The organism is Desulfonatronum sp. SC1 (assembly GCF_003046795.1).
Lineage (GTDB): Bacteria > Desulfobacterota > Desulfovibrionia > Desulfovibrionales > Desulfonatronaceae > Desulfonatronum.
The window spans coordinates 126,755-153,577 of record NZ_PZKN01000006.1 but is presented as its reverse complement, the minus strand read 5'-3'; the positions used below and the strand labels follow the sequence as shown (position 1 = coordinate 153,577).

The 26,823-nt window shown below is 58.1% G+C and carries 19 protein-coding genes; all 19 read right to left on the bottom strand.

The window, feature by feature from the left end; genetic code table 11:
- Positions 1–121: 121 nt before the first annotated feature.
- On the bottom strand, positions 122–325 hold the full coding sequence (locus tag C6366_RS05185) for a hypothetical protein (protein WP_146164780.1): 204 nt from the start codon (positions 323–325) through the stop codon (positions 122–124).
- Between the two features lie 148 nt (positions 326–473).
- Positions 474–1,373 carry a PhnD/SsuA/transferrin family substrate-binding protein gene (locus C6366_RS05180; protein WP_158269658.1) on the bottom strand — a complete coding sequence of 300 codons (900 nt, stop codon included), beginning with the start codon at positions 1,371–1,373 and terminating at the stop codon, positions 474–476.
- A gap of 100 nt (positions 1,374–1,473) precedes the next feature.
- A complete protein-coding gene (locus tag C6366_RS05175; RefSeq protein WP_199221434.1) occupies positions 1,474–3,723 on the bottom strand; it encodes an ATP-binding protein in 2,250 nt (749 codons plus the stop codon).
- A gap of 127 nt (positions 3,724–3,850) precedes the next feature.
- Positions 3,851–5,698, bottom strand: a complete 1,848-nt coding sequence (locus C6366_RS05170; RefSeq protein WP_199221433.1) for a bifunctional diguanylate cyclase/phosphodiesterase — start codon at positions 5,696–5,698, stop codon at positions 3,851–3,853.
- Positions 5,699–5,708: 10 nt separating this feature from the next.
- Entirely contained in the window at positions 5,709–7,586 is a 1,878-nt protein-coding gene (locus C6366_RS05165) for a bifunctional diguanylate cyclase/phosphodiesterase (RefSeq protein ID WP_107736277.1), read from the bottom strand.
- A 259-nt stretch (positions 7,587–7,845) separates the two neighbouring features.
- Complete coding sequence (locus C6366_RS05160; protein WP_107736276.1) at positions 7,846–9,882, bottom strand: methyl-accepting chemotaxis protein; 2,037 nt, start codon at positions 9,880–9,882, stop codon at positions 7,846–7,848.
- Positions 9,883–10,029: 147 nt separating this feature from the next.
- Entirely contained in the window at positions 10,030–12,012 is a 1,983-nt protein-coding gene (locus C6366_RS05155) for a PAS domain-containing sensor histidine kinase (RefSeq protein WP_158269657.1), read from the bottom strand.
- Positions 11,982–13,268 carry an EAL and HDOD domain-containing protein gene (locus C6366_RS19245; RefSeq protein WP_158269656.1) on the bottom strand — a complete coding sequence of 429 codons (1,287 nt, stop codon included), beginning with the start codon at positions 13,266–13,268 and terminating at the stop codon, positions 11,982–11,984. The genes C6366_RS05155 and C6366_RS19245 overlap by 31 nt, the downstream gene beginning before the upstream one ends.
- A gap of 163 nt (positions 13,269–13,431) precedes the next feature.
- Positions 13,432–15,897: a cache domain-containing protein gene (locus C6366_RS05140; protein ID WP_107736273.1), complete on the bottom strand. Its 2,466-nt coding sequence runs from the start codon at positions 15,895–15,897 to the stop codon at positions 13,432–13,434.
- A gap of 465 nt (positions 15,898–16,362) precedes the next feature.
- Positions 16,363–16,956: a hypothetical protein gene (locus C6366_RS05135; RefSeq protein WP_107736272.1), complete on the bottom strand. Its 594-nt coding sequence runs from the start codon at positions 16,954–16,956 to the stop codon at positions 16,363–16,365.
- 62 nt (positions 16,957–17,018) lie between these two features.
- Entirely contained in the window at positions 17,019–17,990 is a 972-nt protein-coding gene (locus C6366_RS05130) for a hypothetical protein (protein WP_107736271.1), read from the bottom strand.
- Between the two features lie 368 nt (positions 17,991–18,358).
- Positions 18,359–18,913 carry a CsgG/HfaB family protein gene (locus C6366_RS19240; RefSeq protein WP_255412083.1) on the bottom strand — a complete coding sequence of 185 codons (555 nt, stop codon included), beginning with the start codon at positions 18,911–18,913 and terminating at the stop codon, positions 18,359–18,361.
- 322 nt (positions 18,914–19,235) lie between these two features.
- Complete coding sequence (locus tag C6366_RS19235) at positions 19,236–19,643, bottom strand: hypothetical protein (protein ID WP_146164777.1); 408 nt, start codon at positions 19,641–19,643, stop codon at positions 19,236–19,238.
- Positions 19,644–19,663: 20 nt separating this feature from the next.
- Positions 19,664–20,017 (bottom strand): hypothetical protein, encoded by a 354-nt coding sequence (locus C6366_RS19230; RefSeq protein ID WP_146164776.1) that lies wholly within the window; start codon positions 20,015–20,017, stop codon positions 19,664–19,666.
- A gap of 324 nt (positions 20,018–20,341) precedes the next feature.
- Positions 20,342–20,668: a sensor histidine kinase KdpD gene (locus C6366_RS05115; protein WP_107736268.1), complete on the bottom strand. Its 327-nt coding sequence runs from the start codon at positions 20,666–20,668 to the stop codon at positions 20,342–20,344.
- Positions 20,669–20,688: 20 nt separating this feature from the next.
- Positions 20,689–20,919: a DUF3365 domain-containing protein gene (locus tag C6366_RS05110; RefSeq protein WP_255412082.1), complete on the bottom strand. Its 231-nt coding sequence runs from the start codon at positions 20,917–20,919 to the stop codon at positions 20,689–20,691.
- A gap of 219 nt (positions 20,920–21,138) precedes the next feature.
- Entirely contained in the window at positions 21,139–23,805 is a 2,667-nt protein-coding gene (locus tag C6366_RS05105) for an ABC transporter substrate binding protein (protein ID WP_107736266.1), read from the bottom strand.
- A gap of 142 nt (positions 23,806–23,947) precedes the next feature.
- Positions 23,948–24,451 (bottom strand): chemotaxis protein CheW, encoded by a 504-nt coding sequence (locus C6366_RS05100; protein WP_107736265.1) that lies wholly within the window; start codon positions 24,449–24,451, stop codon positions 23,948–23,950.
- 268 nt (positions 24,452–24,719) lie between these two features.
- Positions 24,720–26,753 (bottom strand): methyl-accepting chemotaxis protein, encoded by a 2,034-nt coding sequence (locus C6366_RS05095; RefSeq protein WP_107736264.1) that lies wholly within the window; start codon positions 26,751–26,753, stop codon positions 24,720–24,722.
- Positions 26,754–26,823 lie beyond the last annotated feature (70 nt).

Genomic DNA, 26,823 nt, shown 5'->3' with positions numbered 1-26,823 from the left:
AAATGTTGCAAGAGGTATAAGGTACTAGCTGCTGGATGTTCAAATCGGTAACAGCCAAAAAAGAATAAAAAGTCATATTTTACAGAGTCTTAAGCATTGATTAATGAAAAACGTTGGGACACTAGTGCTCCTGAATATTGAGCGAGTCGAAGACCATAGACGCCCAAACCTTGAGGGCCGCGAGGGCGTCGTTGCGGTTGGCGGCCGGGAAGGTCCGGTCGGAAACACCGATGTGGACGACCTGGTGGTTCTGGCCGCGGGCGGGCTCGGCCTGAATCTCGCAGACCACCATGAATATCAGCAGAAAAACGACGAGAGTTTTCATGAATCGAGAAGGCTCCAATGCGATCCGCTTGTGGGTTTCGATCATTTTCAAGGCGCTTCCCATTTTGTGCCAGACAGTTGAGACATTTCTGACAGGAAGCGGGTCGATCGCCTCCCTTGCCTCATCCCGGCCAGCCAGATCCGTGAGGTCATGACGGTTCCTCCCCGGGCGGCGGATCAGGCGCGAACCCAAGATATCGCTCAAGAAAGCTTCGCGTGGAGTCCAGTACGGAGCCAGGCTGCTTCTCCATGCGGGAACTCTGGAACACGGTGAGCACCTGCTGACCTCCGGGAGTGGCATGCAGATTCAAGACAGCCTCTTCGAGCCGTTCCCTTGTGACTCCATGCCAGTCCGGCCGGAAAAGAAATAAGGCTGTCACCAGTGGCGGCGATTCACGCAAGACCTTGAGTTCGTCGCGAAGCTGCGGATTGAGTTCGCACGCCAGCTCAAAAGCTTCCAAGGTGACCAGGGCGGCCTGGGCCTGTTGAAAAAAGACCCGCAAGATGGCTTTGGACGGTTTCGCCACCCTGGCCTGATCCACAAGCCGCCTGCCAGTCCGGTTGCCGTCAACGTCGGCCAGCAGGCTTTCCAGCCAGAATCCGGCGAAGACCATCCGCTGATGATCGGCAACGACCAGCTCATGCCCCGTGAGGTCCGCCACGTCGGCGACCGCGCCGTCGCGACGCACGAGGAGCACATACCGGACATGAAAGCCGTGATCCTGGTTCGGGATGTAGACATAGTCCGGTCGGACTCCCAGGAGCATGATTTCCTCCGTGGTCAGGGAAACCGCGTCGACGCGTCCCTGCTCATAGGCCGAGCGCAGTTCCTCAACCGAGTCATACAACGCCACTTCCACGCTCTCCCGAAGCTCCCGCTCCTTGATGACCGTATCCACCCAAACCCTCATGGCGGCAAGGGCGTCGTTGCGATTAGTCGCCGGAAAGGTTCGCGAGGAAATACCGAGGCGGACGACTTGATCGCTTCGGACCAGCTCAGGCTCGGCATGAGACCAGCCGGCCGCATACATTACCAACAGAAAAGCCATGAGTGTTCTCATTAGAAGAGAACCTCCGCGGAAAAGTTCAGGATTGTCAACCAATTCGAGGATTGATTTCGAGCTCTTGAGATCAGAACCGCCACGCCGCTTATTGCGCGCCGTTCCCAGCAGTTGGAAACTCCAGAGTGAACGTCGCGCCGCGACCCGGACCATCACTGTGTACGCTCAGACTGCCGCCGAGTTCCCTGGCGGCTAGGGCTCCGCTATGCAGGCCGAAACCGTGGCCGCCCTGGCGGGTGGTGAAGCCGTGCTGGAAAATCCGGGTCAAATTCTCCGGAGCAATGCCCATCCCGTTGTCGACGACCTGCATGAGCACCCGGTCCGAAGCTGGGCGGGACAGGGCCAGGGTGATCGTCATTGCATCCGCATCTCCTTCCAGGCAGGCGTACTTGGCGTTAGTGATCAGGTTCAGGAGAATTTGCAAAACCTTGTGCTTATCCACGCTGACCGGAGGCATGGGCTCGTATTCGCGGCGCACCGTGATCCCGTGCCGGGCCAAAGCCTCGGCGTTGAGCTTGAGGGCGTCTTCCATCAACTGCTCCGGAGGCAAAATTTCCAGGACTCCGGAGATACGCCCGAAAGTTTGCTGCATGGAGACGATTTCCTTGATGTGCTCGACTCGGTCTTGCAGTGTCTGGGCTTCCCTGGCCATAAGCTTCTGTTCTTCTTGCAGGACATCGGCCAAAGAACGTAAATAGGCCGGAATCCGGCGCCCACGAGAGTCCTCGGCCAAAAAGCGGGGCAGCTCACCCTCAGCTTCGCTCAACATCTCCGCCACCTTGGCCACGTTGCCTACCCGTGACTGGCGAAGCTGATCCTGAAGCAAGGAACAGGACACGTTCACGCTGTTCAGTACGTTGCCCACGTTGTGCAGCACCCCGGTAGCCACCTCGGCCATGCCCGCGGCACGGGACATCTCCAAAAGAGAGCTTTGCGCCGCGGCCAGCTCGGCCAGGGCCCGCTCTTTGGCCCGGACTTGACTCTGGAGTTCCCGGGTCCGCGCGAGAACCCTCTGTTCCAACGTGGACTTGGATTCCAGCAACGCGTCCTGAACCCTCTGCCGGGCAATGGTCGCCCCGATTATGTCCGCCGCGGCGCGCAAGCTGTCCTTTTCCGGCTCGGACCACGAACGGGCCGTGACGCAGTCGTCCAGCCCGATGAAACCCCACCAATGCTCATCGACAAAAATAGGTATGGCCAGCAGGGACTTGATGCCCTGAGGACGAAGATCGGCTTGCTCCTCGGGGCTCATCTCGTCCACCGGTCCGGAGATGCACCCCCCCCGGGCGAACAGTTCGCCCCAGTGGTCCAAGCCGGGTCGCGTGTACGGCAAGTCCCGCAATCCCGGGTTATGGATCTGCGGCATTATGCCGACCAGGGTCCATTCATGAATCAAGGAGCAGCTCAACCGGCCCACGTTGTCCTGGTGATTTTTGAAAATGTAGGCCCGACTGGCTTCGGACGCCTGACCCAGTCTTGCCAGAACCTGATCGATGACGGATTGCCAGTGGCCGGTCTGCACGAACTGCTGCGCCGCGAAACGAACGCCCTCCAGGATGCGGTCTCGCCGGAGCAAGGCTTCGGCCATGGTGTTCACTGACACGGCCAAGGCGCCCAACTCGTCCTGCCGGGCCACATCCGCGCGTACCGTGAGATCCCCATCGGCGATGCGCTGGACCACCCCGCGCAAGCGCAAAATGGGTTGGACAAGCTGCCGCGCATAGAACAACGAGGCCGCAAAGCTGAACAGGATGCAGCCCAAGGCCAGGATGAGCGTGTTTCGGTACAGGGTCGCGACGCTCTGGTCGTAGCTTGCCAAGGAAAGCCCGACATGAATCCAGCCCCATTCGATGCCGGAATAATCGAACGGCTGGGCGTAGTGAAAGGTGCGGGGACTGAAGTCGGGAATCGCGGCAATAGCCCCGGTGGCGACACGCTGGCTGGGATGCCAGTACGGACCGGCCTGGGGTTCGACTCGCCAGCCGTTGTGATCGTTGATCAGCGAATAGCCGTCGTTCTTCATGACGACCAGGAAGTCGATTTCGGGATCGCCCTGAATCAAGGTCAGACTGGCACTGATCACGCTGGCGAAATCTTCGTTGACAGCGGCCCCGGCGGCCACGTCACGCAGGGAGACGGCCACGCTGTTGGCCTTGGATTCCAGATTGAGTAAAAACGTTCGCTTCTGCTGGGGAATGACCATCATGACGAAGATGGCCAGGGTGGCCAGGCTCACCATCCAGGACAGCAAGGCCGTGCGCAGGGCGATGCCCAAGCCGCGACGATTGGTGTGTTCAGATCCCATGGCCGAGGGGTTCATCCGGGAGATATTCTTCATTTTATTAGCACTTCAGTCCCCACCACCAGATTCATCCGGGACTGCAGGGCGATGTGAAGGGGCGAATCACCATCCGCTGCTCCTTTGAGTATGTATCCTTGAGGCTGAAATGACCGACAAATCCGGATCACTCTCTCGCCCGGGAATTATCACGCAAAAAAATCTCAGCCTGTGACGCGGAGAGAGGGTGGCTGAACAAGAAGCCTTGGACTTCCGGGCAATGGCTGGAACGCAAAAAATCAACCTGTCCGGCGGACTCCACGCCCTCGGCGACCACTCGCAAATCCAGGGCCGCGGCCATGCCGATCATCGCGTTTAGAATAGGCTCGTCGCGCATGCCCATGCTGATGCCCCTGATGAAGCAGCGGTCGATCTTCAGGCAATCGATGGGCAAGTCCCGCAACCGCCCCAGGCTGGAGTAGCCCGTGCCGAAATCGTCGATGGCCACCTTTATTCCCCGTTCCCTCAGCTTGTGAAGAACCCGGGCCACTCCGTCGGGATCGCTCATCAGCATGCTTTCCGTAATTTCCATTTCCAGCAAGCGAGGAGGCAAGGTCGTCTCGGCGAGCACGTCGTCGACCATCGCCAAAAAACCGCCATGAATAAGCTGTGACAACGCAATGTTGACCCCGACCCGAGGCAGCGGCACCCCTTGGTCTAGCCAGGCCTTGGCTTGCGTACAGGCCGCGCGCAGAACCCACTCTCCGATGGATATGATCAGCCCGTTCTCTTCGGCGATAGGTATGAACTCCAGCGGAGGGATCATACCCAGTTCCGGATTGTCCCAGCGCAGCAAGGCCTCCAACCCGACGACTTGGCCCGTCGTCAGGTTGATCTGCGGCTGGTAATGCAGCGAAAGTTCATTTTCGGCAATGGCCCGGCGCAGATGGTGTTCCAGGGCCAATCGCTTCCGGACCGTAACATTCATGAAATCCCGGTAAAACAAAAACGCGTTCGGCCCCCTGCGTTTGGCGTTGTACATGGCCAAATCGGCATTCTTCATCAATGTCTCGACATCTTCTCCATCCTGGGGAAACAAAGTGATACCGATACTCGAGGTTACGGAAACCTGGTGACTGCCGACGGTGATGGGCCGGGCAAGGTGCTCGGTGATCCGCAAGGCCACGTTGGCGGCGGTGTCGGGCTGTTCCAGGTTCGACAGGATCACGGCGAACTCGTCTCCGCCCAGTCGGGCCGCCATATCCCCTGAATCGAGCCGGACAACCGGAACCATGCCTCGCAGGCAGTCCAACATTCTCAGGGATATAACCTTGAGCAGCTCATCGCCGACGCCGTGGCCCAAGCTGTCGTTGATTCGCTTGAAGGCATCCAGGTCAAGGAATAAAAGTGCGCCCGTATGCCCGTACCGCTTGTTCGTTTTCAGTAGATACTCGAGCCGGTCCAGAAAAAATGTCCGGTTGGGCAGATCGGTCAAGCTGTCATAGTAGGCCAGCTTGTACAGCCGTCCCTTGATCTCTCGGCTCAAGGCCCATTTCCGGGTCAGGGCGTGGGTTAGTTGCAGCACCTCCATGGTATCGAAGGGTTTCTTCAGGATAACCAGGTTGTCGCTCGTTCCCAAAACCGTCTGAATGCCCCGCCACGAATAGTCCGCAGAGGCCGTGCAAAGCACGATCTGCAGGTCTGGACAGGACTGCCACAGTTCCCGGATGGTCTCGATGCCGTCCATGCCGGGGGGCATCCGTCCGTCTACAAAGGCCAAGGCGTAGGGAAGCTCTTCGGCCTTGGCCCGCACGGCCATGTCCACACCCTCCCGGCCCTGCGACGCGAAGTCCACGCTAAAACTCCCCAAGTCCGGTTCAGGAGCGCTGACCCCGAAAAGTTCGGACTCCATATCCAACAGCCCTTTGTCCGTCGGCTCGCTAACGGCCAGGGTCTTCCGAAAATCCTCATGAATGGCTGGAGTATCGTCAATGACCAATACCCGATGCCTTCGATTCGCTTCAAACGTGTTCACGCACTCCTCCTCACCCATGCGCCATGTCCGGGTTTGGAGGCCCGAGTCCGGCAGATACGATTTGCCCCTTCAAAAACGCCTCGGCTTGCTCCCGGGGCATGGGTGGACCGAAATGAAAACCCTGGACTTCAGGGCATTTCCTGTCCCGTAAAAAGAGCGACTGACGGGTCGTTTCCACGCACTCGGCGATCACCCTAAGCTTCAGTCCGGCGGCCATGGCTATCATTGCATCCATTAGGGCCTGGTCCGGTTTGCCGCCGTTGAGATCAACGATGAACGAGCCATCGAGCTTGAGGCAGTCCACGGGCAATTCCTTGAGTCGGCTCAAACTGGCATACCCGGTACCAAAATCGTCGATGGCCACCTGCACCCCCACTTCTCGCAAGTCCCGCAAAACTCTCAGTACTCTCTCGGGTTTCACGGCCAGCAGACTTTCGGTGACTTCAATTTCCAAGCGTGACGGCTTCAGGCCGGTTCGGGCCAGAATGTCTTGGACCATGTCCGAAAAACGAGCATGGTCGAGTTGATGCATGGAAACGTTGACGGCAATCCGGGGGATATCCACTCCTTGGGCGATCCATGCCGCGGTTTGTTCACAGGCCGAGCGCAGGACCCATTCCCCAATGGGGATGATCAGGCCGAAATCCTCCGCCACGGGAATGAACTCTCTTGGTGAAACGCTTCCCAACTCCTGGCTGTCCCAGCGCAACAGGGCCTCCATGCCGGAAACCCGACCGGTGCTCAGATCGAACTGGGGTTGGTAATGAAGAGAGAGTTCGTTGCGGAAAATGGCTTGGCGCAGCAGGTTCTCGAGGGTAAAGCGCTTATGAGCCGCTTCGGTCATTGATTCCTGAAAAAAACTATACGTGTTCGAACCCGCACGCTTGGCGGCGTACATGGCCAAATCAGCGTTTTTGAGCAAGGTTTCAACGGAGTCTCCATCCTGGGGTATCATGGCGATTCCGATACTGGCCGTAACCTGGACGCGATGGAGGCCCAGATCAATGGGCTGGGAGAGTTGCTCCGTGATACGCCGAGCCACTCTGGCAGCTGACTCGGCCTTCTGGATTTCGGGAAGAATGGCCGTGAACTCATCGCCGCCCAGGCGGGCCGCAAGCCCTGAAAGAGACGGTCGCCCAAGGCTGTCCGTGTCCCGCAGGCAATTTCGCAGGCGCTCAGCCACGGCCTGAAGCAACTCGTCGCCCACGCCGTGCCCCAGAGAGTCGTTGACCCGCTTGAAATGATCCAGATCAATAAACAACAAAGCGGCTTGGTGGCCATGGCGCAAGGCCGCGCCCAGGGCTTGGCCGAGCCGATCCATGAACTGGACGCGGTTGGCCAGGCCTGTCAAAGTGTCGTTAAAGGCCAGCTGGCGAAGACGGCCCTGGACCTCCCGATTCAACTCCCATTTCCGGGCCAGGGCATGGGCCAGTTGAAGCACTTCCAGGTTTTCAAAGGGCTTCTTAAGAATTACCAGGCTGTCGGTCACCCCCAGGCTTTGCTGGATGTCCCGCCAGGAATAGTCCGCGTAGGCCGTACAGAAGACCACTTGCAGTTCCGGGCTGACTTCCCAGAGCCGACTGATGGTCTCGATCCCGTCCCAGCCGGGAGGCATACGGCCGTCCACGAAAGCCAAGGCGTAGGGCCGACCATCGGCCTCGGCTCGCAGGACCTTTTCCAGCCCCTCCTGGCCCTGGGAGGCGAAATCCACTTCAAAGCCGACGGGCGCGGGCTCGTCGCCCCTGCCAAAAAGCTCGGCCTCCATCCGCAGGAACTCATCTCTCGCCGAGTAGACATGGTGAAGAATTTTGCGGAAATCCTCATGAATCGAGGCATTGTCGTCGATTACCAGGATACGGTGCGATGCGGTATCCGTGTCGATGGACATATTGGTTCTCATTGGTTCAGGATGCTTTTCAAATAATCTCTGTAACTACGCCAGGCAGAGCCGGATAAAAGACCTGGGACCGACCTTCGCGAGTATGGCTGCTTCGAAGACGACATGAAAAAACGGGTCCGCACCCCCTGTTTTTCCTCGATCCAGGCCGACACCTTCAAGAACCGCGCGACCCGGCTTGGCATATGCCAGACCGGGTCGCGCGGCGCGGTAGCCGTTCCGGGCGTTCGTCTCTTTCGTCCAACCCGGCTCAGCCTTGCTTCATCCGCTGCACCACCTCCTGCAGCTCCGCGGCCTGCCTGGCCAGTTCGGAGATGGCCTGGGCGGACTGATCCATGACCTCGCTGGTTTCCGAGGAGATCCGGTTGATGTCCTCCACCCCGCGGTTGATCTCCTCGCTGGTGGCGGACTGCTGTTCCGCGGCCGTGGCGATGGAACGGACCTGGTCCGCGGCCTGTTCGGCCAGGGCCAGGATTTCGCGCAGCGCGTCCCCGGACTGGTTGGCCAGCCTGGTGGCGTCCTCAATGGCGGCCACGGATTGGTCCATGCCTCGAATGTTGGCCTGGGTGCCTTGCTGAATGGCGGAGATGGCCTCGCCCACCTCCTTGGTGGCGTTCATGGTCTTCTCAGCCAGCTTGCGCACCTCGTCGGCCACCACGGCGAACCCGCGCCCCGCGTCTCCGGCCCGGGCCGCCTCAATAGCCGCGTTCAGAGCCAGCAAGTTGGTCTGGTCCGCGATGTCCTCGATCACGTTCATGATCCGCCCGATCTGCTCGGCCTGACGTCCGAGTTGGTCCAGATTGCTCTTCATTTCCTGAGCCTTTGTCTGCACCGTGTTGATGGCCTCCACCGAGGCGCTGACCACCTTGGCCCCGTCCACGGCCTTGGTTCGGGACAGGTCCGAGGCCTCGGCGGCCTGGGAAGCGTTCTTGGCCACTTCCAGGACCGTGGCGTTCATTTCCTCCATGGCCGTGGCCGTCTCGCCGGTCCGGTTCTTTTGCTCCTCCGCGCCCCGGCTGGCCTGTTCCACCTGAGCCGACAGTTCCTCGGAGGCGGAAGTCATCCGCTCCACCACGCCTTCAATATTGGCCGCGGCCTCAAGCATCCCGTCGCGCTTGGCCGTCTCGGCCTGGGCCCGGGCTTCCTCGGCCTCACGGGTGGCGACCTGAGCCTTTTCGGTTTCCTGGCGGGCCAGCTCGGACTGGTTCTCAGCCTCCTCCATCTTCTCGATCAGGGACTGCACCATGGTTTGAATGCTCAGGTTCAAGCGCCCGATCTCATCTTTCTGGTCAATACCGGACTGAGCCCGCAAGTCGCCCTTGGCCACGGCGTCGGCGTAGGTCATCAGACGGTTCACCGGTCCGGTGATGGCGCGACTGACCACCAGGGCGATGACGATGCCCAGACCAAAGAAAATCAGGGAGGCGATGGCCACGGTCCAGCGCAACTGATACACCGAGGCCAACACGTCATCCTGCATGGCCCCCACGGCAATGGACCATCCCGTGCCGGGGATGGGCGCGAATCCGAAATAGCGGTTCGTCCCCATGAACGGGTACGCGTCAAAGCCGGACTCGCCCTTGACCATGCGCTGAAACATGGCCGCCAACTGAGTGAACTGAGAATCTGTTTTCGCCTCTTCGATGAAGTTGCGTTGATCCAGCACGAACTGCCGGTTGCCGTGGGCGATCAAGGCTCCCTTCTCGTCGATGATGTAGGAGTACCCCGCGGCCCCGTATCCGATATCGTCCGTGATTTCGCTGAGCAGCGTGGCGTCCAAACGGGCGATGAGCACGGCCTGGACCTGGCCCCGTTCTCCTCTGATAGGCGTGGCCAGGATCAACACCGGCTGATTGGTCACCCGGCTGATGATCACGTTGGAAAAAACCGTGTTTCCTGCCATGGCCTGTTGAAAATAGGCTCTGTCCCCCAATTCCGCCGTGGTTCCGTCCGGATAGCGGGCTTGGCCGTTGGGAAAGATGATCCCCATGCCCAGATAGTTCAGCCTCTCCGTATCTTCTTCCATGGCTTGACGCTGCTGGGGCCAGTCCATGGACTGGATGAATCTTCGGTTCGCAACCCCTTCCAGAGCCAACATATGATAATCCAGTCGGCTCCTGACGAGTACGGCCCCGTCCTCGGCCATCAGCGGAATGATTTCCTCTACCTGCCCCACCACGGCACGGGAGGCGCGGTCATAGGCGATAAACCCCAGCCCCCCGCAAACAAGTACAAGCAAGGCAAGAAAGCCGCTGATCAGCTTCACTCCGATGGCTAGGTTCTTCATCTCGCTCTCCTTCGTTTTTCGATTGGTTATTTCTTCTCGGGCTCGTAATGGAAGAACAACCAAAAATCCAGAAAAACAATGCCGACTTTTATGATCGGATTGAATCCATGTCGCGATCTGAGCAGCGAAGCATGACCGGATACCGCATCACTTCACGATCTTGCCCAAGTACACGGTTACCGTGGTCCCTTGTCCGGGCTGGGAATCAAAGTGCAGGGCGCCTCCATGGTCCTGAACAATCGCGGAGCTGATGGACAGCCCCAGGCCGGTGCCCCCGATCTTGTGCCGCGTACTGTAAAACGGATCAATGATGCGGCTCATGTCCTCGGGACGGATCCCCTCGCCCTGGTCCGTGATCCGCACGGCCACGGCCTGGCGGTCCGGGGCATGAAACGTTTCCAGGGTAACGGCCTGTTTTTTGTCGACCAGGGATTGGCAGGCGTTGACCAACAGGTTGACCACGACCTGCTCCAGCTTTTGATGGTCCCCCTGAATCAGCGGTATGCGCGACGCGAGTATCACGTTGAAGTCGTCCGTGTACCCGGAGATGGTCTTCCGGATCAAAACCAGGGCCGACCCGACCACCTCGTTGATGTCCACCTGGTCGGCCATATTCAGGGGCGACTGCCGGGCGAAATCCTTCAATTCGGTGATGATCTTGGCTATGCGTCTGCTTCCTTCACTGATCCCGGCAAAGAGATCCAGGACATGCGGACACATCTCGCCAAAGGGAATCCCGGCCAGCTTCAGGTCCGGGTTCTTGCGCCAATACTCGTCCAGAATGGGTGACGCGTCCTTCCAGGATCGCTCCAGAATGGGCGTGTTGAGCATGATCAGGTTGTTGGGGTTGTTGATCTCGTGAGCCACCCCGGCCACAAGCGTACCCAGGGCGGTCATCTTGGAGGCCTGAATCAGTTGCTCCTGCTGTTCTTTTCTGATGATTTCCAGTTGCTTTTTCTCGGTGATGTCCCGGGAGCTGAAGAGTATTTCCCTGGGATTGCCCTGAGAGTCAAAAATAAAGCTGCCCACTGTCTCCAGCCAGATATAGCTTCCGTCAGCCCGCTGATATCTCAACTCCACCATACGCGTACCGTCCTTGACGGCCAGAAAATCCTCGAAAGCAGCCATGACCCACGGCTTGTCCTCGGGATGCACGAGGTCCATGATGTTCCTGCCAACCTGGGAGTCGAGGGCATACCCCAAAAGCCTGTTGGATTTGCTCAAAAACCGTACCTTCCCTTCCAAATCCGTGATCGCCACGATTTCAAGCATGTTGTCGGTGATTTTCTCCAGCAATCGCGTTTGCTCCCCGAGAGCTTCCCGTGATCTTCTGAGGACCGTGACGTCCCGGACAATGGCTAGAAAATTGAGCCCGCAGGCCGTCAGTCGACTCTCGAAATACCTGGTTTCACCCTCGATCTCCGCTTCGTAGCCGTAGGAAACGCATGCTCCGTCCTTTGCGACCTGGTCGATGTGCCGAAGGGTCAGTTCGCCGATATCCGGCTCGAGGACATCCATCACGTAGCGCCCCAGAAACAAATCAGGCTCCATCAGCAGACCTCCGCCCGGCGCGTGATAATCCAAAAACACTCCCTCCCGGTTTAACAGAAACATCAAGTCGGGCAGGGCGTTGAGCAGGGCCTTGTTTCTGTTCTCGCTTTCCCACAATTTTTGGTGATCCAGCTTGATCTTGGTAATATCCGTGGTAAATCCCTGGTAAAGGGCGATACCTCCTGTTTCGTCACGCACGCCCCTCGCGTTCACGGACACCCAGATAATCGTACCGTCCCGGTGTAATCGTCTGCTTTCATAATTGAAAACCTGACCGTATTTTTCCAGCACCCTCTTGAATTCCTCTCTCTCCGCGGGATCGACGTACGCCTGCGCCGCGATGTCCCGAATGGACTCCAGGAGTTCACCAGGGGTTTCATAGCCGTACATTCTTGCCAGGACGGGGTTGACCGAAAGAAACCTCCCCTCGGGCGTGGACGTGAAGATGCCAATGGGAGCGTGATCGAAGAAATCCGGGTCGTCGACGCCGAAAGCTGTTTCGGGCGTGGCGCCGGTTCTGGAGCGAATCGAAGCGGAATTGGGCATGATCAGGACGCATCCAGGAACTGCTTGGCCCATAAAGCGGACTCGTTGAGGACCCTGGCCGAGTGCTCGGATGTCAGGTTCAGGTCGCTCAATAAGGCCTCGGCCGTGTCCCATTCACCCCGTTCACAGGCCGCGGCCAGATCCAGCCAGACTCCCAACTCATCATCCCGTCCCAGCAAGGCGGCCTCCAGGCGAGGTTCCAGGGAAAGCTTGGCCAGAATATCGGGCATGGGCTGACCGAGAATAACGTCCAAAAAGGAAAACAGACCAAGGAGGAACATGCCCTCGCCGGAGAGCCGGGCCGGTGCTCCGGCTTCACGCAAGGTCTCCAGATATTTGGCGCGTTGCATGGAAAGCAAAAGCAGCTCCCCGGATTGGGGCGTGGTCTTCATCTCGGCCATGATCAAAACCCGCAGCCAAGTGACGATCTTGCGCTGCCCCAGGAGATTCACGGCCTGGTTGATGGACGTGATTTTATTGGGCAAGCCGACCCCGGGAGAATTGATGTACCGCAACAAACGGTAACTCAGGGACACGTCTTGCTGGATGATGATGGCGACTCGTCCAAGTTCGAGATCCGATACGCCCAGTTCCTTGAGCAGTTGCAGCTTGGAAATCTGGTTGGCCGAAAGCTTCTTGCCGCTGACCAGTTCCGGCCGACTGAAAAAATAGCCTTGAAAAAGGTCGAAACCATGCTTTCGGCATTGGTCGAACATGGCCAGATCCTCGACCTTCTCCGCCAGCAGACGACAGTTGCCGATCCGTCGCAGGCCGCCGACAATGGCTTTGATTTGATCGTATTCCAGATTGAGCACGTCCACCTTGACCAGGTCCGCCAGTTGCAACAGGGCCTCGTAACCGGGCTGGCCGACAAAATCGTCCAGGGCCAGAACATAGCCCTCGGCCTTGAGCTGGGCACAGATGTCCAAAATCTCCGGAGTCGGCTGAACCGTTTCCAGGATTTCCACTATGGCCACTCCGGACGGCAAGGCTCGTGGCGCGCCTTGAATCAACATCTCCCCAGGATAATTGATCAGAACCTTCTGAGCCGGTGCAAGCAAATCCTCGACCAGACCAAATCCATCCGCGATCACCTTGCAGGTCGCCTCGTTTTCATCGTCGATCCGGGCCGAAGTGCTTTGGGAGCTGTGCCGGAAAAGCAATTCATAGCCCCAGATATCCATGTCCCGATCAAAAACCGGCTGCCGAGCCACGTAAATCGGCTCAGAGCATCCGCTCTTGCCCCCGTTCAGCTCCGCCGAGTCACCCCGGGCATTGCCAGCCTGCATCTTCAACTCCATTTTTCATGTTCGTCGCCATTTTCTCCGCCAACACACTCGTCTCTAGAAAATGGCCGTCCAGAAATCTCTGCCTTACCTGAGGATCATTATCCAGAAAACGTAAATTCGCTTTAAAACCGTCCACCAACGGGAATAATCTTGCTCCGGCAGTTTAGGGTTGTTGGGCGCGCGGTTCAGCCTCCCCCAGCGCCTCCCGCACCACTGCCTCCAGTTCCTTCAACTGATACGGCTTACCGATGAAGCCCGCGGCTCCGGAGTTCAGGCTTTCCCTGGCCTGGCCATTGGCCGAATAGCCGCTGGCGATGAGCACCCGGACAGTCGGATCAAGGCGAAGCAATTCCTGAAGGCATTTGTGCCCCCCCATGCCGGGCATGTTCAGGTCCAGCAGGACCAGGCCGATGGCTTGGCCGTGCTCCTGGTAGATATCAAGGGCTTCTTCTCCGTTGGCCGCATGGAGCACGACGTAACCAAAGCCTTCCAGGGCCTCCTTGGTCAGCTCCCGGATTGTCGGCTCGTCGTCCACCACCAGGATGGTTCTGACGTCTTTGTCACCGTCCATCTTGGCCTTGATCGCGGCTTCGGGTTGATGGAGTTCGTCCGGTTCGGCCTCGAATGGATCGGCTGCTGGCAGGTAAATCCGGAACGTCGTGCCTTGGCCGGGTTCGCTGTAACAGTGAATGTAGCCGCCATGGCTCTTGACGATGCCGTAGACCGAGGCCAGCCCCAGGCCAGTGCCCTGGCCCACTTCCTTGGTGGTGAAAAAGGGGTCGAAAGCCTGCTTAAGCGTTGCCTCGTCCATGCCGCATCCCGTGTCGGTGACGGTCAGGAGCACGTGACGTCCCACGGTTGATCCGGGGTGGCTGCTCACGAAATGCACATCCAGATCCACATTGCTGGTTTCGATGAGCAACCGACCGCCCCCGGCCATGGCGTCCACGGCATTGTTGGCCAGGTTGAGCAGGGCCTGTTCCACCTGCACCGGGTCGCCGGATATCGTCCGAACCGCCGGATCGAGGCGCAGTTCCAAGGCGATCATCTTGGGAATGGTCCGCTCCAGCATCTGGGCCACCTCGCGAACTTCCTGGTTCAGATCGACCGGCTCCTTGCCGGATTCGACCTTCCGGCTGAACAACAGAAGTTGCTGGACCAGCCTGGCCGCCCGGTCCAGGGACGTGGTGACGGATTTCAACCGGGCCGATCCCTGGGGATCAATGGATAGGTTCTTGGCCAGCAACTCGATATTGCCGCGCATCACATGGAGCAAATTGTTGAAGTCGTGGGCCACGCCCCCGGCCAGGATGCCCACGGACTCCATCTTCTGGGCCTGAAGCAACTGGGCCTGGATCTTGGTATTCTGGGCCAGAACCATGTTTGATTTCGCGCCGATCTCCCGCAACTCGGCAATGCGCAGCGAGTCCAGATCCACCGGCGCATCCTCCCCGCTCTCGCTCCGGGAGACGATCAGATTCAGTTCCCGGGAGAACCAGGCGGCCATGCGTTGGCTGACCAACAGCACCAACATCGCCGTAACCCCGAGAGCGATTCCGGCGATGAGGATATTGACGATCAGACGTTTGTGCATGGTCGCCTGAACTTCGGCCAGCCGCGCTTCGACATCCTCAATGTACACGCCCGCTCCCATGACCCAGCCCCAGTCGTCCACGGACCGGACAAAGCTGAGCTTCTTGGCCGGTTCGCCTGTGCGCGGATCAATGGTGGCCACATATTCCAGGAACCCGCCGCCGGGCTGCCGGCCGACGCGATCCAACTCCTGCACCAGTTTCATCCCGGACGCGTCCAGGAGTTCCCAGCGGTTCCGGCCGACCACCTCCTCGTTGACATGGTTCAGGCATACCCCGTGCCGGTCGTGATTGAAGATGTATCCCGCCTCGCCGAAGCGGACGGCGGCAATGCGCCTGATCATGGCCTCCTGGGTTTGGGCTTCGACATCCTCCACGTATTCTCCCACGCCGAACACCCAGTTGTACGGCTCGAACAACTGAAGATAGGCGATCTTTTTCCGACCCAGTTCCCGGTGGTAGCGCTCGTCGATCTCGGGTTTGCTCCAGTAGTAGTCGACAAACCCGCCCCGCGAATTGGACAGAGCCGCGGAAACGAAACTCTGGATCAGCAATTGCCCCTGGCTGTCCACGATATTGGTGTCATCCCTACCAATGGACCCTTCACGATAAGGGTGGGCCACGAGAATATGATCCGTGTCGTGAATCCAATAGTAGCCACGGCCATTAAAAAAACGCAGCTGCATCAAGGCGTCGATGATCAGTTGCTTGACCTCGGCCTCGTCACGCGACCCGCTTTCCCGGGCATGGATCGCCGTGGCTATGTCGATGGCCACGCGGACTTTTTCGAGAATATTCCGCTTCAGCCGATCCTCAACTTCGGCCTGATGAAAGGCGATTTCTTCAACCAGTTGCCGGACAATGGCCCGGACTTCGGCCTTGCGCAGGGCGACATGGTCCTCGTGGATGCGCTGCAGGGTTTCGAGCTGATACTGGTGCTCGCGTTTGATCCAGAAATAGCCCACGACCGTTCCGGAAAGCAGCAGAATGGCGACGACCACGACCTGAAAAACCTTTTTGTAGCTGTATGTTTTCATGTGAGTATGGCCTAAATGTGAATCGCTCAATTTAGGTCGATATCAATTTGGTATCGTGCCAACAAGAATGGTAAAATTGAACGTCGTGCCCTTTTCGGCCTTGCTTTCGACCCATATATCCCAGCCATGCTTTATTAAAGAATCCTGGCCCAGAGGACCAGTATTTTGGCCACCCCTGGAAGGGGTATGCACTGCCTTGCTCCCTGAGGAAGCAAGGAGTAACCCGCAAACACTGCTGGCAAGATGTTGCAAGCATTCCAGTGCCTTGAAGTCTATGGCTTCGACTACGCAAAGAGCATAATCCGCCTCATAAAAACTACATGCCGTGTTGGGCGCAAGGAGCACAATCTATCCACAAAAATCAAAAAAAATGCATTCATCCTGCTTCCAAATATGCACTGAATAGCCAGCATGCTACACTACTTTTTAAGGTATACGTCATGTCTCGGTAAAAAATAGCCGGACCTACTGTAGATTTGAAAATGCCTGAAAATCTATCGCCTCCAGATAGGCAACGAGATCCACCTTCTCCACATGCTGCCCCTCAACCGTGACAAGGATACTATTGTCCACCACAACACGGATTTCTCCGCGGTTTTCCCCAGGGACATAATCGACAATAGCTCGCTGCCCTGCGTGCGTTTCCAGTTTGGCGCCGGACGATGCGACAATCATCGGGTTGCTGAACATCATCATCATAGGCTGCAACATTGGCGAATCCGTGAAGATTGCAACCTTGACTCTGCCGTCTCCATCATCTTTGCGGTAGCTCCGTTCCGCCGAGACGCCGCCCATGAACATCGCCCCCATACTTGAAGATTGCGTATCCGCTGCGGTCCAGCCAGACAGAGCCTCGGGCAGGAAGCTTTCCAGTTGACCGCCTTTCTGCTGGCGAACCAGTTGAGAAGCGTAATCCAAATTACCGGCTGCTCCGGTGTAATCACCCTGCTTATATAGGGTCACGGCCTGTTCAATGGCCTCCAGGACCTCGTCGGCCTGGGCCTGCATGGGTAGACAAACAACCAATGTCAACACCGCCGCAGTGAGAATTCGTACCATGCTGTCCCCCTTTCTTTGTTTTGGTTGCGAAGAGCTCTTTCAGTCCGAGTACCCGTAAATGATCATACCTCAGACGTCTGGGATGCGGTCTTGTCCCGATTCCAATCCTTTGCCTTTTCCGCCAGGTCGTGAAACTTGGTGGAAACGCCTTCCAGCTTGGCCTCCCATTCAGGGTTGGCCACCTGGCCTTTGGTCACTTTGAAAAAAACCTGCATCAGGGCGGTCATGCCTATGGGTTCAATGACCGCCTGCTTAATGCCCCAGGCCAGGACCAGGGCTACGAGCAACGTCAGTGGACCTCCCGCGCCGGGAAAAATGCTGACGATGAGGGCCGCCGGTCCGAGAACGACCAAAAACACGGCGAAGGTCATGGCCCAGATAAACAGGGCGAGCCAGGCCGCGTTCTTGAGGAATGCAACATAGTTCTGCGCATAGAGCACCAGGGCCGTGCGGCTGGATGCCCACGGATTCTCGGCACGCGTTTTCATGAGATAGGCCAGGATGACCTCGTCCAGGTAGGTCAGGGAGAGATTGACGATCATGTTGATCAGCTTCACCAGGCCGCCAGTCCCCGGAATGGGCAAAAAAGCCGCAACAGTCAGGAACGTGCGGTTGAATGCTCGCAGAATGCCCTTGACCAGTTGATCCAATCCGAACAGTAGGGATGATTCCACAAACCTTTCCCGCACCTTCTCCTGGGCGTAAGCGATCTGTCCCTTCCCGCCCGGGACGGTCCCGCCTTCAACCACCTCCACCAGCACGGCAATATGCCCGGCCTTGACAATGTAAAGCAGATACTCCCGGATGAGGTACATGACCGTGCTCGCAATTCCGAACCCGATCAGCCCGCCCACCATGCCGCCGCCAGCGCCGCTCTTAGCGATGGAACCTACGCCATAACCGATGCCCGCCCCAATGCCCGTAACGAGCACAAAGCCAAGGGTGATGCCGAAATAGACGAGAAAACGAAAAAGCAGAAAAGGCGCGGTCTTTCCCATCAACCCTAGAACCTCCCGAAAACTGAAATCCTTCATGGACCTTGTCCCTCCTTGTAAAGGTTGTGAAGATCGATATCCATCTGATCCCCTCATGCGAAATCAGGCTCAGCATTTCCGCATACTCCTCTTTGCTCATCCCGGCCTTCTTCCAGGGCCAGGATACTGGCTCCGGAAAGCCTGACATATCTGGAGGCAATTACGCCGGGAATCCAGATACGATGGGACGCGACTCAGGACGCGACTCGGGACCCGCACCGGGAGATGCGCAACTTCCGAGAATTCCGCGGGCAGGTCGGGCGGACCGTGGCGGCTTATTTCACACGGGCCCTGGGCGAGTTACGCGAAGACCTCACCATGAACAAAGCGACAGCCGTGGCTGTCGCTTATTCATGGTGAGGGACTGGCTAGTTCACCTGCAACCCTCCCCCGGTACCCATACCGCCTTCGACATCCTGGGCCCTGTAGTTTCGCAGGGCACGGACCATTTGATTGTAGGAGTCCACGAACGAGGCAGTGATCACCTTGCCTTCGGGAGTGTTGCTGAAGCCGGCGGCCCCCCCGGAAAGACCGGAAAAAATGCCTCCCCCGAGCCCAAAGTCCCAGTTCCGGGCGTTGCCGACCGCAGCCGCAAGCTGCAGACCGGAACGATTGTCGACAAGAAGCAGGGTCGTTGCGGCTTCATTGCTTCTCAAACTGCCCGCCGCCCCGACAACCGCGCTTCCGGCTCCGGGAACAACTCGGCGCAACAACCCACCTGTGAAAGCATCGACGCCTCCCGTCCCTTTTTCCGAAAATTGGATCGATGGGCTGATGGTATAATCAGCCGCAACCATTTGGCCTTTCCCAAAATTACTGCCACCACGCAACTCCCCGGACTGCATGAGTTGCCGTTCATCAGCCATTGCGTCCATAGCCCGGCCCCGTTCCACCAAGACAAAACAGTTGGACTGTTGAACCATCGTGCGAATGACCGGAATTGTGCTTCCAAGATGTGAGTATCGTGAGGAATAATAGTGCCACCAGGGCTGATTTCTGTCCTCGAAAACAGATGCGGTGCCAAGGGGTTGAGCACACCGCTCCATCTCCCCGCTCTGGCCCTCGGCTGTCTGACCTCCCGCCGCTCCGGTAACGGCATGCCCTTTGGCCCCACCAGGTGTGGGAGTCGTGATACATCCGGCGGTAAAGAAAAGGGTAACGGTTGAGAGTAACAGCAAAACCAATCCATACCGAGATAATTGACGAGCCATGAGAATCCTCCTCTCTTTGAATGGTGTATATGTTTCAACAGTGCGACGGCTGAGGTTGAGAGCAGTATGGGTGGAGCCGACGGTGGCCAATCCCAGAGCCGAGGCGGTCAGGCCCAGGGTCAAGGGAATCATGGTCCTGCCGGCCCAGTAGACGTTCAGGCTGAGGGTGAAAAGCAAGCTCAGAGCTGCTCCGGGACAAGGCATCAGCCTCGTGGCCAGGAAAAAGGAGACGATGTCCCAGGGAGTAGACCGTGGTCACTCTGTGGCCTTCTCGCCCGGTGTCCGGCCACCAGTCCAGCAGTGCCTTGGCAGAGAGAAACAAGCCGATGAGGATGATCAAGCCATAGTTGGTGGATTTCAGTCGGCCCTTCACAGCGTGGAAGGCGGCGATGTTCGCCCGACCCAGGGCATGGATCACGCCGTAAAGAAACGCGAGCAGCATCAGTTGCCACGTGGCCGCACCTAGGAACCTGGCCTGGTTCTGCCGGAAAAATCGGCCATCCTTTGGCGCAGCTCTCGTTGCAGGGCGACCATTTCGGAAACGGACGGGGGCGTGATGCGCGGGGTGGTGGCTGGCGGGCGTGCTGGAATGGGGCGTGAGGCCGACCCGGACTCTTCGGCAAGGGTCAAGGCGTGGCGGTACTCGGTTTTACGAGGAGTTTGCTCCGCAGGGCGTGGGGACGGGGGAGTGAGAAACGGGTCATTGGCCAGGGCGTGTCCTGCGCTTACAAGCAGGAGCAGGGCCAATACCATGGCTGGTGCCAGGACCGCTAACAAAGGGGACGGTGTCAGGGTGGTCAAAGAGATGCGGGTCATACCGTTACGGTGTTTACCTGGCTGGGCGCTAAAGGTTGAGGAAGGTGCTTTTTATCCAGAAACAACGGGTTTTCGTTATGGGCCGCCGCTCAACCAGTGCCGAGGCAATCCCGGATACAACAACTGTTCCTTACAGGGCCGCATGGTTTATTATCGGCCATAACCCGCCCTTCGGTCAAGCAGAACCACCTCTACGAGGCCCAAAGGGTTGGGACGGGCGGTCAGATCGCGGACGAGCATCGCGCTGTGGGCCAGTTCGCCGTGAGGACAAAGGCACTTACTGTCGCCCTGGATGATAATCGGCATCGCAAGTCAGCAGACACTTCACGCCGCCGACAACGTGAAATACATCGTCGTACCCTGCCCAGGTCGGCTCTCCAGCCAGATCTGGCCGCCGTGCTGCTCGATAAACTGTTTGCACAGGACCAACCCCAGGCCGATGCCTTTTTCACCATCCGTGCCCAACCGACGGTTTCCCGTTTCCAGGGTAAAAAAGGAGGACAGCATCTGCCCGTTCATGCCCATGCCGTTGTCCTGGATTGATATTGTCACTTTCCGGTCCGCTTGCCGGGCCGTGATAAGTATTTCGCCCTGGCGAGGGGTGAACTTGATGGCATTGAAGAGAATGTTGCGGATCATAGTCTTGATCATGGGTTGGTCGACCAGGACGGTCAGCCCTGGAGCAAGATCCGGATTTCAGAGAGCAGGTGCAAACTGTCGTCCCGATTCAGCCTTTCAATGAAGTCCCGCTCAAAGGAGTCGGCTTCGTTATCCGGATGGCGGGCATTGATCGCCGCCTCCTTGTAAAAGTATGGTATTTCGTGCAATGATTTGAAATACCGTTCCATCTCGCGCACGGCATATGTCGAGGACATCCATACGGGCTCGAATTCTTCTTCCAGTTCGGGCGCAGTCGTTGCCGGCCATGTCGAACAAGGCCGGCCTGAGTTGATGCGAAAAATAGGTATGCACGGCCAACCTGGAATCCAGAATAACTTGGGCCATGTTTTCGGCTTCCCGCAAAGCGGGATCCTTCATTCTCGCGTTCGCGAAAACAATCGATATCGTCGCGACGACAAGAATCACCCCACCGATGGTTGCAGCCAAACGAATGTTGATGCTCACGCGTGCTCCTTGTGATGGACTCTGAGGTCACGGTTGAGTCCGCTCCGGGGAGAGGGGGGCACGTTGCATCTTTCATCCCGCAGCTTGAACGGCAAAACCACATGCACGGTGGTTCCCTCGCCGACCGTGCTTTCAACATGAATATTGCCGCTCATCAGTTCCACCAACCGGCGGACGATGGCCAGGCCCAGGCCCGCGCCCTGGTAGGAGCGGGTGTAGGAGCCGTCCACCTGGACAAAGGCTTTGAACAGGCTGTCCATCTTGTCGTCCGGGATGCCGATGCCCGTGTCCATAACCGAGAACAGCACCCGTGTACCGCCTCCTTTCGCGACGAAAAGCGACGTCATCCGGAGGTGTACGGCTCCCTTGTCCGTGAACTTCAGGGCGTTGCCCACCAGGTTGAACAGGATCTGCCTCACCCGGGCCTCGTCCCCAATCAGTTTGACGGGGATGGCCGGGTCGATGTCGCAACGCAGCTCAAGCCCCTTGTCCCCGGCCATGAACGTGAACAGGTCCGTGACCGACTGGCCAAGCTCGCTGACTTCGAATTCGACTTCATGCAGTTCCATCATTCCCGCCTCGACCCGGGACAGGTCCAGGATGTCCGAGAGCAGGCGGGTCAACCGATTGGCCGAAGTGACGGTCAGTTGGACGTACTTGCTTTGATCAGGATCCAAATCCGTGGTTTCCAGAAGCTGCATCATGCCCAAAATCCCGTTCAACGGAGTGCGGATTTCATGGGACATATTGGCCAGGAACGCGGATTTGGCCAAGTTGGCCGTCTCGGCCTGCTCCTTGGCCGCCAACAGCGCCGCTTCGGCCTGCTTGCGATCCGTGATGTCCGAAAAAATACAGGCGAACTGGCCGGATGTCGGGCTGAACGCCGTGACCACGAAATGCCTCTGAAGTTCATTGGCATAATTGTCGAAAACCGCGGGCTCCCCGGTCAGGGCCACCCGTCCGTAAATCTTGATCCAATACCGTTCCGTTCCCGGAAGAACTTCCAGGACGGTCTTGCCGACAATGTCCTCTCCCTGCAGCCCCGTGGCCCTCTCGAAGGCGGGATTGACGGCCAGGAATCGATAGTTCGCGGGCTCGCCGGACTCATCGCAAATGATCTCATGCAAGGCAAAGCCGTCCAGCATTTCGCGAAACAGCGTCTGGTACAGCTCCTCACTGCGTTTGCGTGCCGTGATGTCCGTAAAAAAAGCCACGGCCAGCTCTTCGCCATGTACAGTTTCGATTTCCGCGACAATATCGACGAAAAAACGGCTCCCGTCTTTGCGAAGACATGGAACATTGCTGACGGATCTTGTCCCACCACTGACAAGGGAAGTTAATGCCGCAAGGACTTGCTCCAAAAATTCAGGTGGATGCAGGTCCATGGCTTTCAGGGCCAACATCTCGTCCAGGGTGTATCCGAACATTCGGCAGACAGCGTGGTTGGCGTAGGCAAAGCGTCGTGTATGCATGTTCACGGCGAGAATACCGTTGCTGCTTCCGTCGAAAATCACCCTGTACATGGCTTCGCTTTCGCGCAAGGCGGCCTCGGCCCTCCTGCGGCCCATCAGCACGGCCAAAAGCACCGCAATGCACACGCCCAAAAAGGCGATCACCGCCGCCACGGTCCAGATCAGCGTCTTGTGTTGGGAATAGAAGGTTTCGGGCAGATTGATCACCACGGCTTCAGCGGGCAGATCCGCGACCCGTACGCCGAAGCGCCGCATCTGCTGATAATCGAACATCAGCACGTTGGGGCTTTCCATGACCACCGGAAGGTAGTCCGGGTGTTGGCCCGAGAGAATCTGGACCGCCAGTTCCCCGGCCTCGCGGCCCTGCTCCCGCGCACTGACAACAAATCCGCCCAAGGCACCCTGGCCCATGTCAAAATCCCAGAAAGACAACACCGGGACCGGAGACTCCCGTGAAATGACGTGCATACTTTCCGTCACCGAAAGAAAGCCGCCTCGACCGTCCAGAAAATTGTTCAATCGCAGGACAAGGCTGTCCCTGGGCAAGGACCGCAGCACCTCCTGGGCCTCCTGGACAGACGGATTAAACAGTTCTTCCATGGCCACCCGAGGGGCGAACCGTTCCACCTCCGCCCTGTACCGCTCCAGGTTGGCCCGTCCCATGGGCGAGTGGTCATCCACCACGGCAAAAACCTGACTGGTCTCGGGAAAGAGCCGCAGCCCCAACTCCAGGTTCCGGGCAATGCTTATTTCCTCATTGACTCCAGTGATTTTGGACTGACCGGCAATGCGTCCCGGGGTGAAACTGTTGATCCCGGTAAAGACCACGGGTACGCGGGGGAACAACTCTTCGCGGACCCGGAAGAGAAAATTCAGGGCCTCGTCATCCGAGACGATGACCAGATCCTGGGGCTTTCTCCGATACTTATGCCCGAGAAAGCTGCTCACCCATTGTTGATATTCATCTCCCGCGTTGCGGCGCATATCCAGGTGCTCGATGGCCAAATCCACATGCTCCATGCCCCCCAGAACCTCCCGCACCCCCTGGACAATGCCGTCGTTCCAGGGGTCTCCATGATGGTAGGAGGTGATCATCAGCACCTGCTTGTGCTGCGCGGCGGCCTGGACAGCCGGAGGCATGGCCAACCAGCAGCAGATTGCCACCAGAACGCCAATAAAGACGCGTAGCATAATCGACCTCCTGGTCGTCTCGATCACCTAGCCGTTTTTTCGTTCTTTTTTTGTCGCCGTACTTTTCAGATCAAGCAAATACCGTCAAAGCACGGCGACAAAAAATCCTTCCTTGCTCCCGTGCAAACTGCGCCACCCACGCTTACGCCGCAAGCGCCTCTTTGTCGCCGACATCCAGAACCACGGCCAATTCCTCGGACGAAAAGACCTTGTCGATATTCAGGATGATGACGAAATCCTCACCGTGCTTGCCCATGCCGTCGATGAATCCGGAATTGATCCGGGCGCCCAGCCGGGGAGCCGGTTCGATCTGATCCGGCTCCAGGTCGAACACTTCCTGAACCGAATCGGCCAGAACCCCAAGAATCGTGGTCTCCCCATCCAGTTCCACCTCGCTAATGATGATGCAGGTGTTCACCGTGGGCACGGTGCGGCTCATGCCGAACTTCAGGCGCATGTCCACCACGGGCACGGCCCGCCCCCGCACATTGATCACCCCGCGCAGAAACTCCGGGGTCCGGGGCACCCGGGTAATCTCCGTGTACTCCAACACCTCCCGGACCTTGGCGATATCCATGGCGTAAAGTGCTTTTTCCAGGGTGAATGTCAGATATTGTCGTAGTGTCGTGCTCAATTTGTCGTCCATGTTTCCCCCGGGGAAGGATGAAAAGGGTTCAACGGTTCAGCGGAGAATGAGACAGCAATGGTCAATGATTTTGAGCATGGAATCACGAGACGCGGTAGGGGCGGACCTATGTGTCCGCCCTTGCGGGTGGCCGACCATTCCTGCTTTGCTCCATAATTCTGTGATGCCTGGCCGCCCGTGCAAATTTCGTCCATGCGATTTACCGCGTTAATCCGGACGGGGCGCACACACAGGTGCGCCCCTACAATTACCCGGTGAACCCAACTACTCAGAACTTCTCAAACTCACTATCCTCTCCCATATCCAGGGCCAGGCCGCCTTGACCCTGCTTCTTCGCCGGGACGGCCTTGCGGGCCGGAGCCATGAGGTTGCTGGCCTGGGATTTGTGGGCCTTTTGTTTCCTCGGTCCTGAACCGGAGCCGCTCATCTTGAAGAAGGCCATGATGGCCTGGAGTTCCTCAGCCTGGCTGGAGAGTTCCTCGGAGGTGGAGGCCATTTGTTCGGCGGCCGAGGCGTTTTGCTGGATGACCTGATCCAGTTGCTGGATGGCCTTGTTGATCTGCTCCACGCCGATGCTTTGTTCTCGACTGGCGGCGTTGATCTCCTGGATCAGTTCCGCAGTGCGCTGAATGTCCGGGACGATCCTGACCAGCATTTCCCCAGCCTGCTCCGCCACCTGCACGCTGGACCTGGACAGCTCGCTGATCTCCGTGGCCGCGCTGCCGCTGCGCTCGGCCAGCTTGCGGACTTCGGCGGCCACCACGGCAAAACCCTTGCCCGCGTCCCCGGCCCGAGCCGCCTCGATGGCCGCGTTCAAGGCCAGCAAGTTGGTCTGCCGGGCGATTTCCTCGATGATGGAAATCTTTTCCGCGATCTGCTTCATGGCCGTAACTGTCTGGGAGACGGCCTGGCCGCCTTCCTGGGCGTCTTTGGCCGCTTGCAGGGCGATCTTCTCGGTCTGGGCCGCGTTGTCCGCGTTCTGCTTGATGTTCGCGGTCATCTCTTCCATGCTGGATGAAACTTCTTCCACGGACGCAGCCTGCTCGGTCGCCCCCTGGGACATCTGCTCCGCCGAGGCCGAAAGCTGCTCACTGCCCGACGCCACGTTCTCCGAGGCGGACTTGACCTCGCCCACGATCTCCCGGAGCTTGGCCTGCATCTCCTGCATGGCCTTGCCCAGCACGCCGATCTCGTCCTTCTGGTCCACGTCCAGGTGGGCGTCCAACTCACCTTCGGACAAATCCTCGGAAAACCGCACACCCTTGTTCACCGGTCGGGTGATGGCTATGGTCAGCAACGAACCCAAGGCCAGGGCCAGGATCACGCCGATAACGATTCCGGCAAGGGCCACGAATTGTGATCTAGCCGCGTCGGCCTCCGCTATTTCTACAGCTTCGGCAGCATACTGCTGATTGAGTTCCACAACCTGGCGCGTCAACCCCTCTACGCGTCTATGATACTCGACAACCGTGACCATGGCATGCTGGGTCATGTCGTTGAACAAGGCTTCGGCCTCATTAATTACAACCAAAAGCTCATCGAACCGGGCAAAGGTTTCGTTGGCCATGGGCAGGGTTTCCCGTGCTAAAATTTGGTTCGCGGCTTCGATGTTGCCGACTTGGATCTGGCTCCTGATCCGACCGATGGACTGGTGGAAAGGATTATGGGATGCGGGCATGCGCCGCAGAATATCCAAAATCCTGGAATTCTCGGTCCTGAATCCGGCCAGCCAACGCCCGAAATCGCAGGCCTCCGGGTTATCTCCTCCCTCGAACAGAACATCTTGAGTGACCATGGCGTAAACACGACCTACGAGGGCATGATGGTCCGCCCGGAACTGTTCGAGATTGGCCCGCAATTCCGTTGGATTATTGATGCCGACGGATTGCAGTTCACGCGCCATTTCCCAGAACGCATTATTGGATTCTCGCCACTCAGCCACGACGGCAACCCATTGCCGCCACAAGGCTGTTTCCTCATCCGTCGCCGGCAGGGCCTCAAAGGCTTCAACATAACGAACATACCTTGCGCGAGCTTGGGCAAAATCATCAAACTGCCGCCTTACGTCCTCAGCGCTTAGTCCCGGAATGAGCACGGTCCTCTGAGGTACGCTCAAACTCTGGAGTTCCTTGTCAATATTCAGCAAAGCCTCCACGCTGGGCAGACGAACCCTGCCCACCTCGTTGATTTGTCCGGCCAGGTTGTGCGCACCATACCAACCAAACGCCCCGACCACGAACACAATCAAGGCCACGGCGACAAACCCGCCGACCAGCTTGACTCCCAGTTTGATGTTCTTCATCCCTTTCATCCTTATGGTTTGGGTTGTTTTTACTTGGGGTTCAGCGGTTCAGCGGTTCACGGTTCGCGGT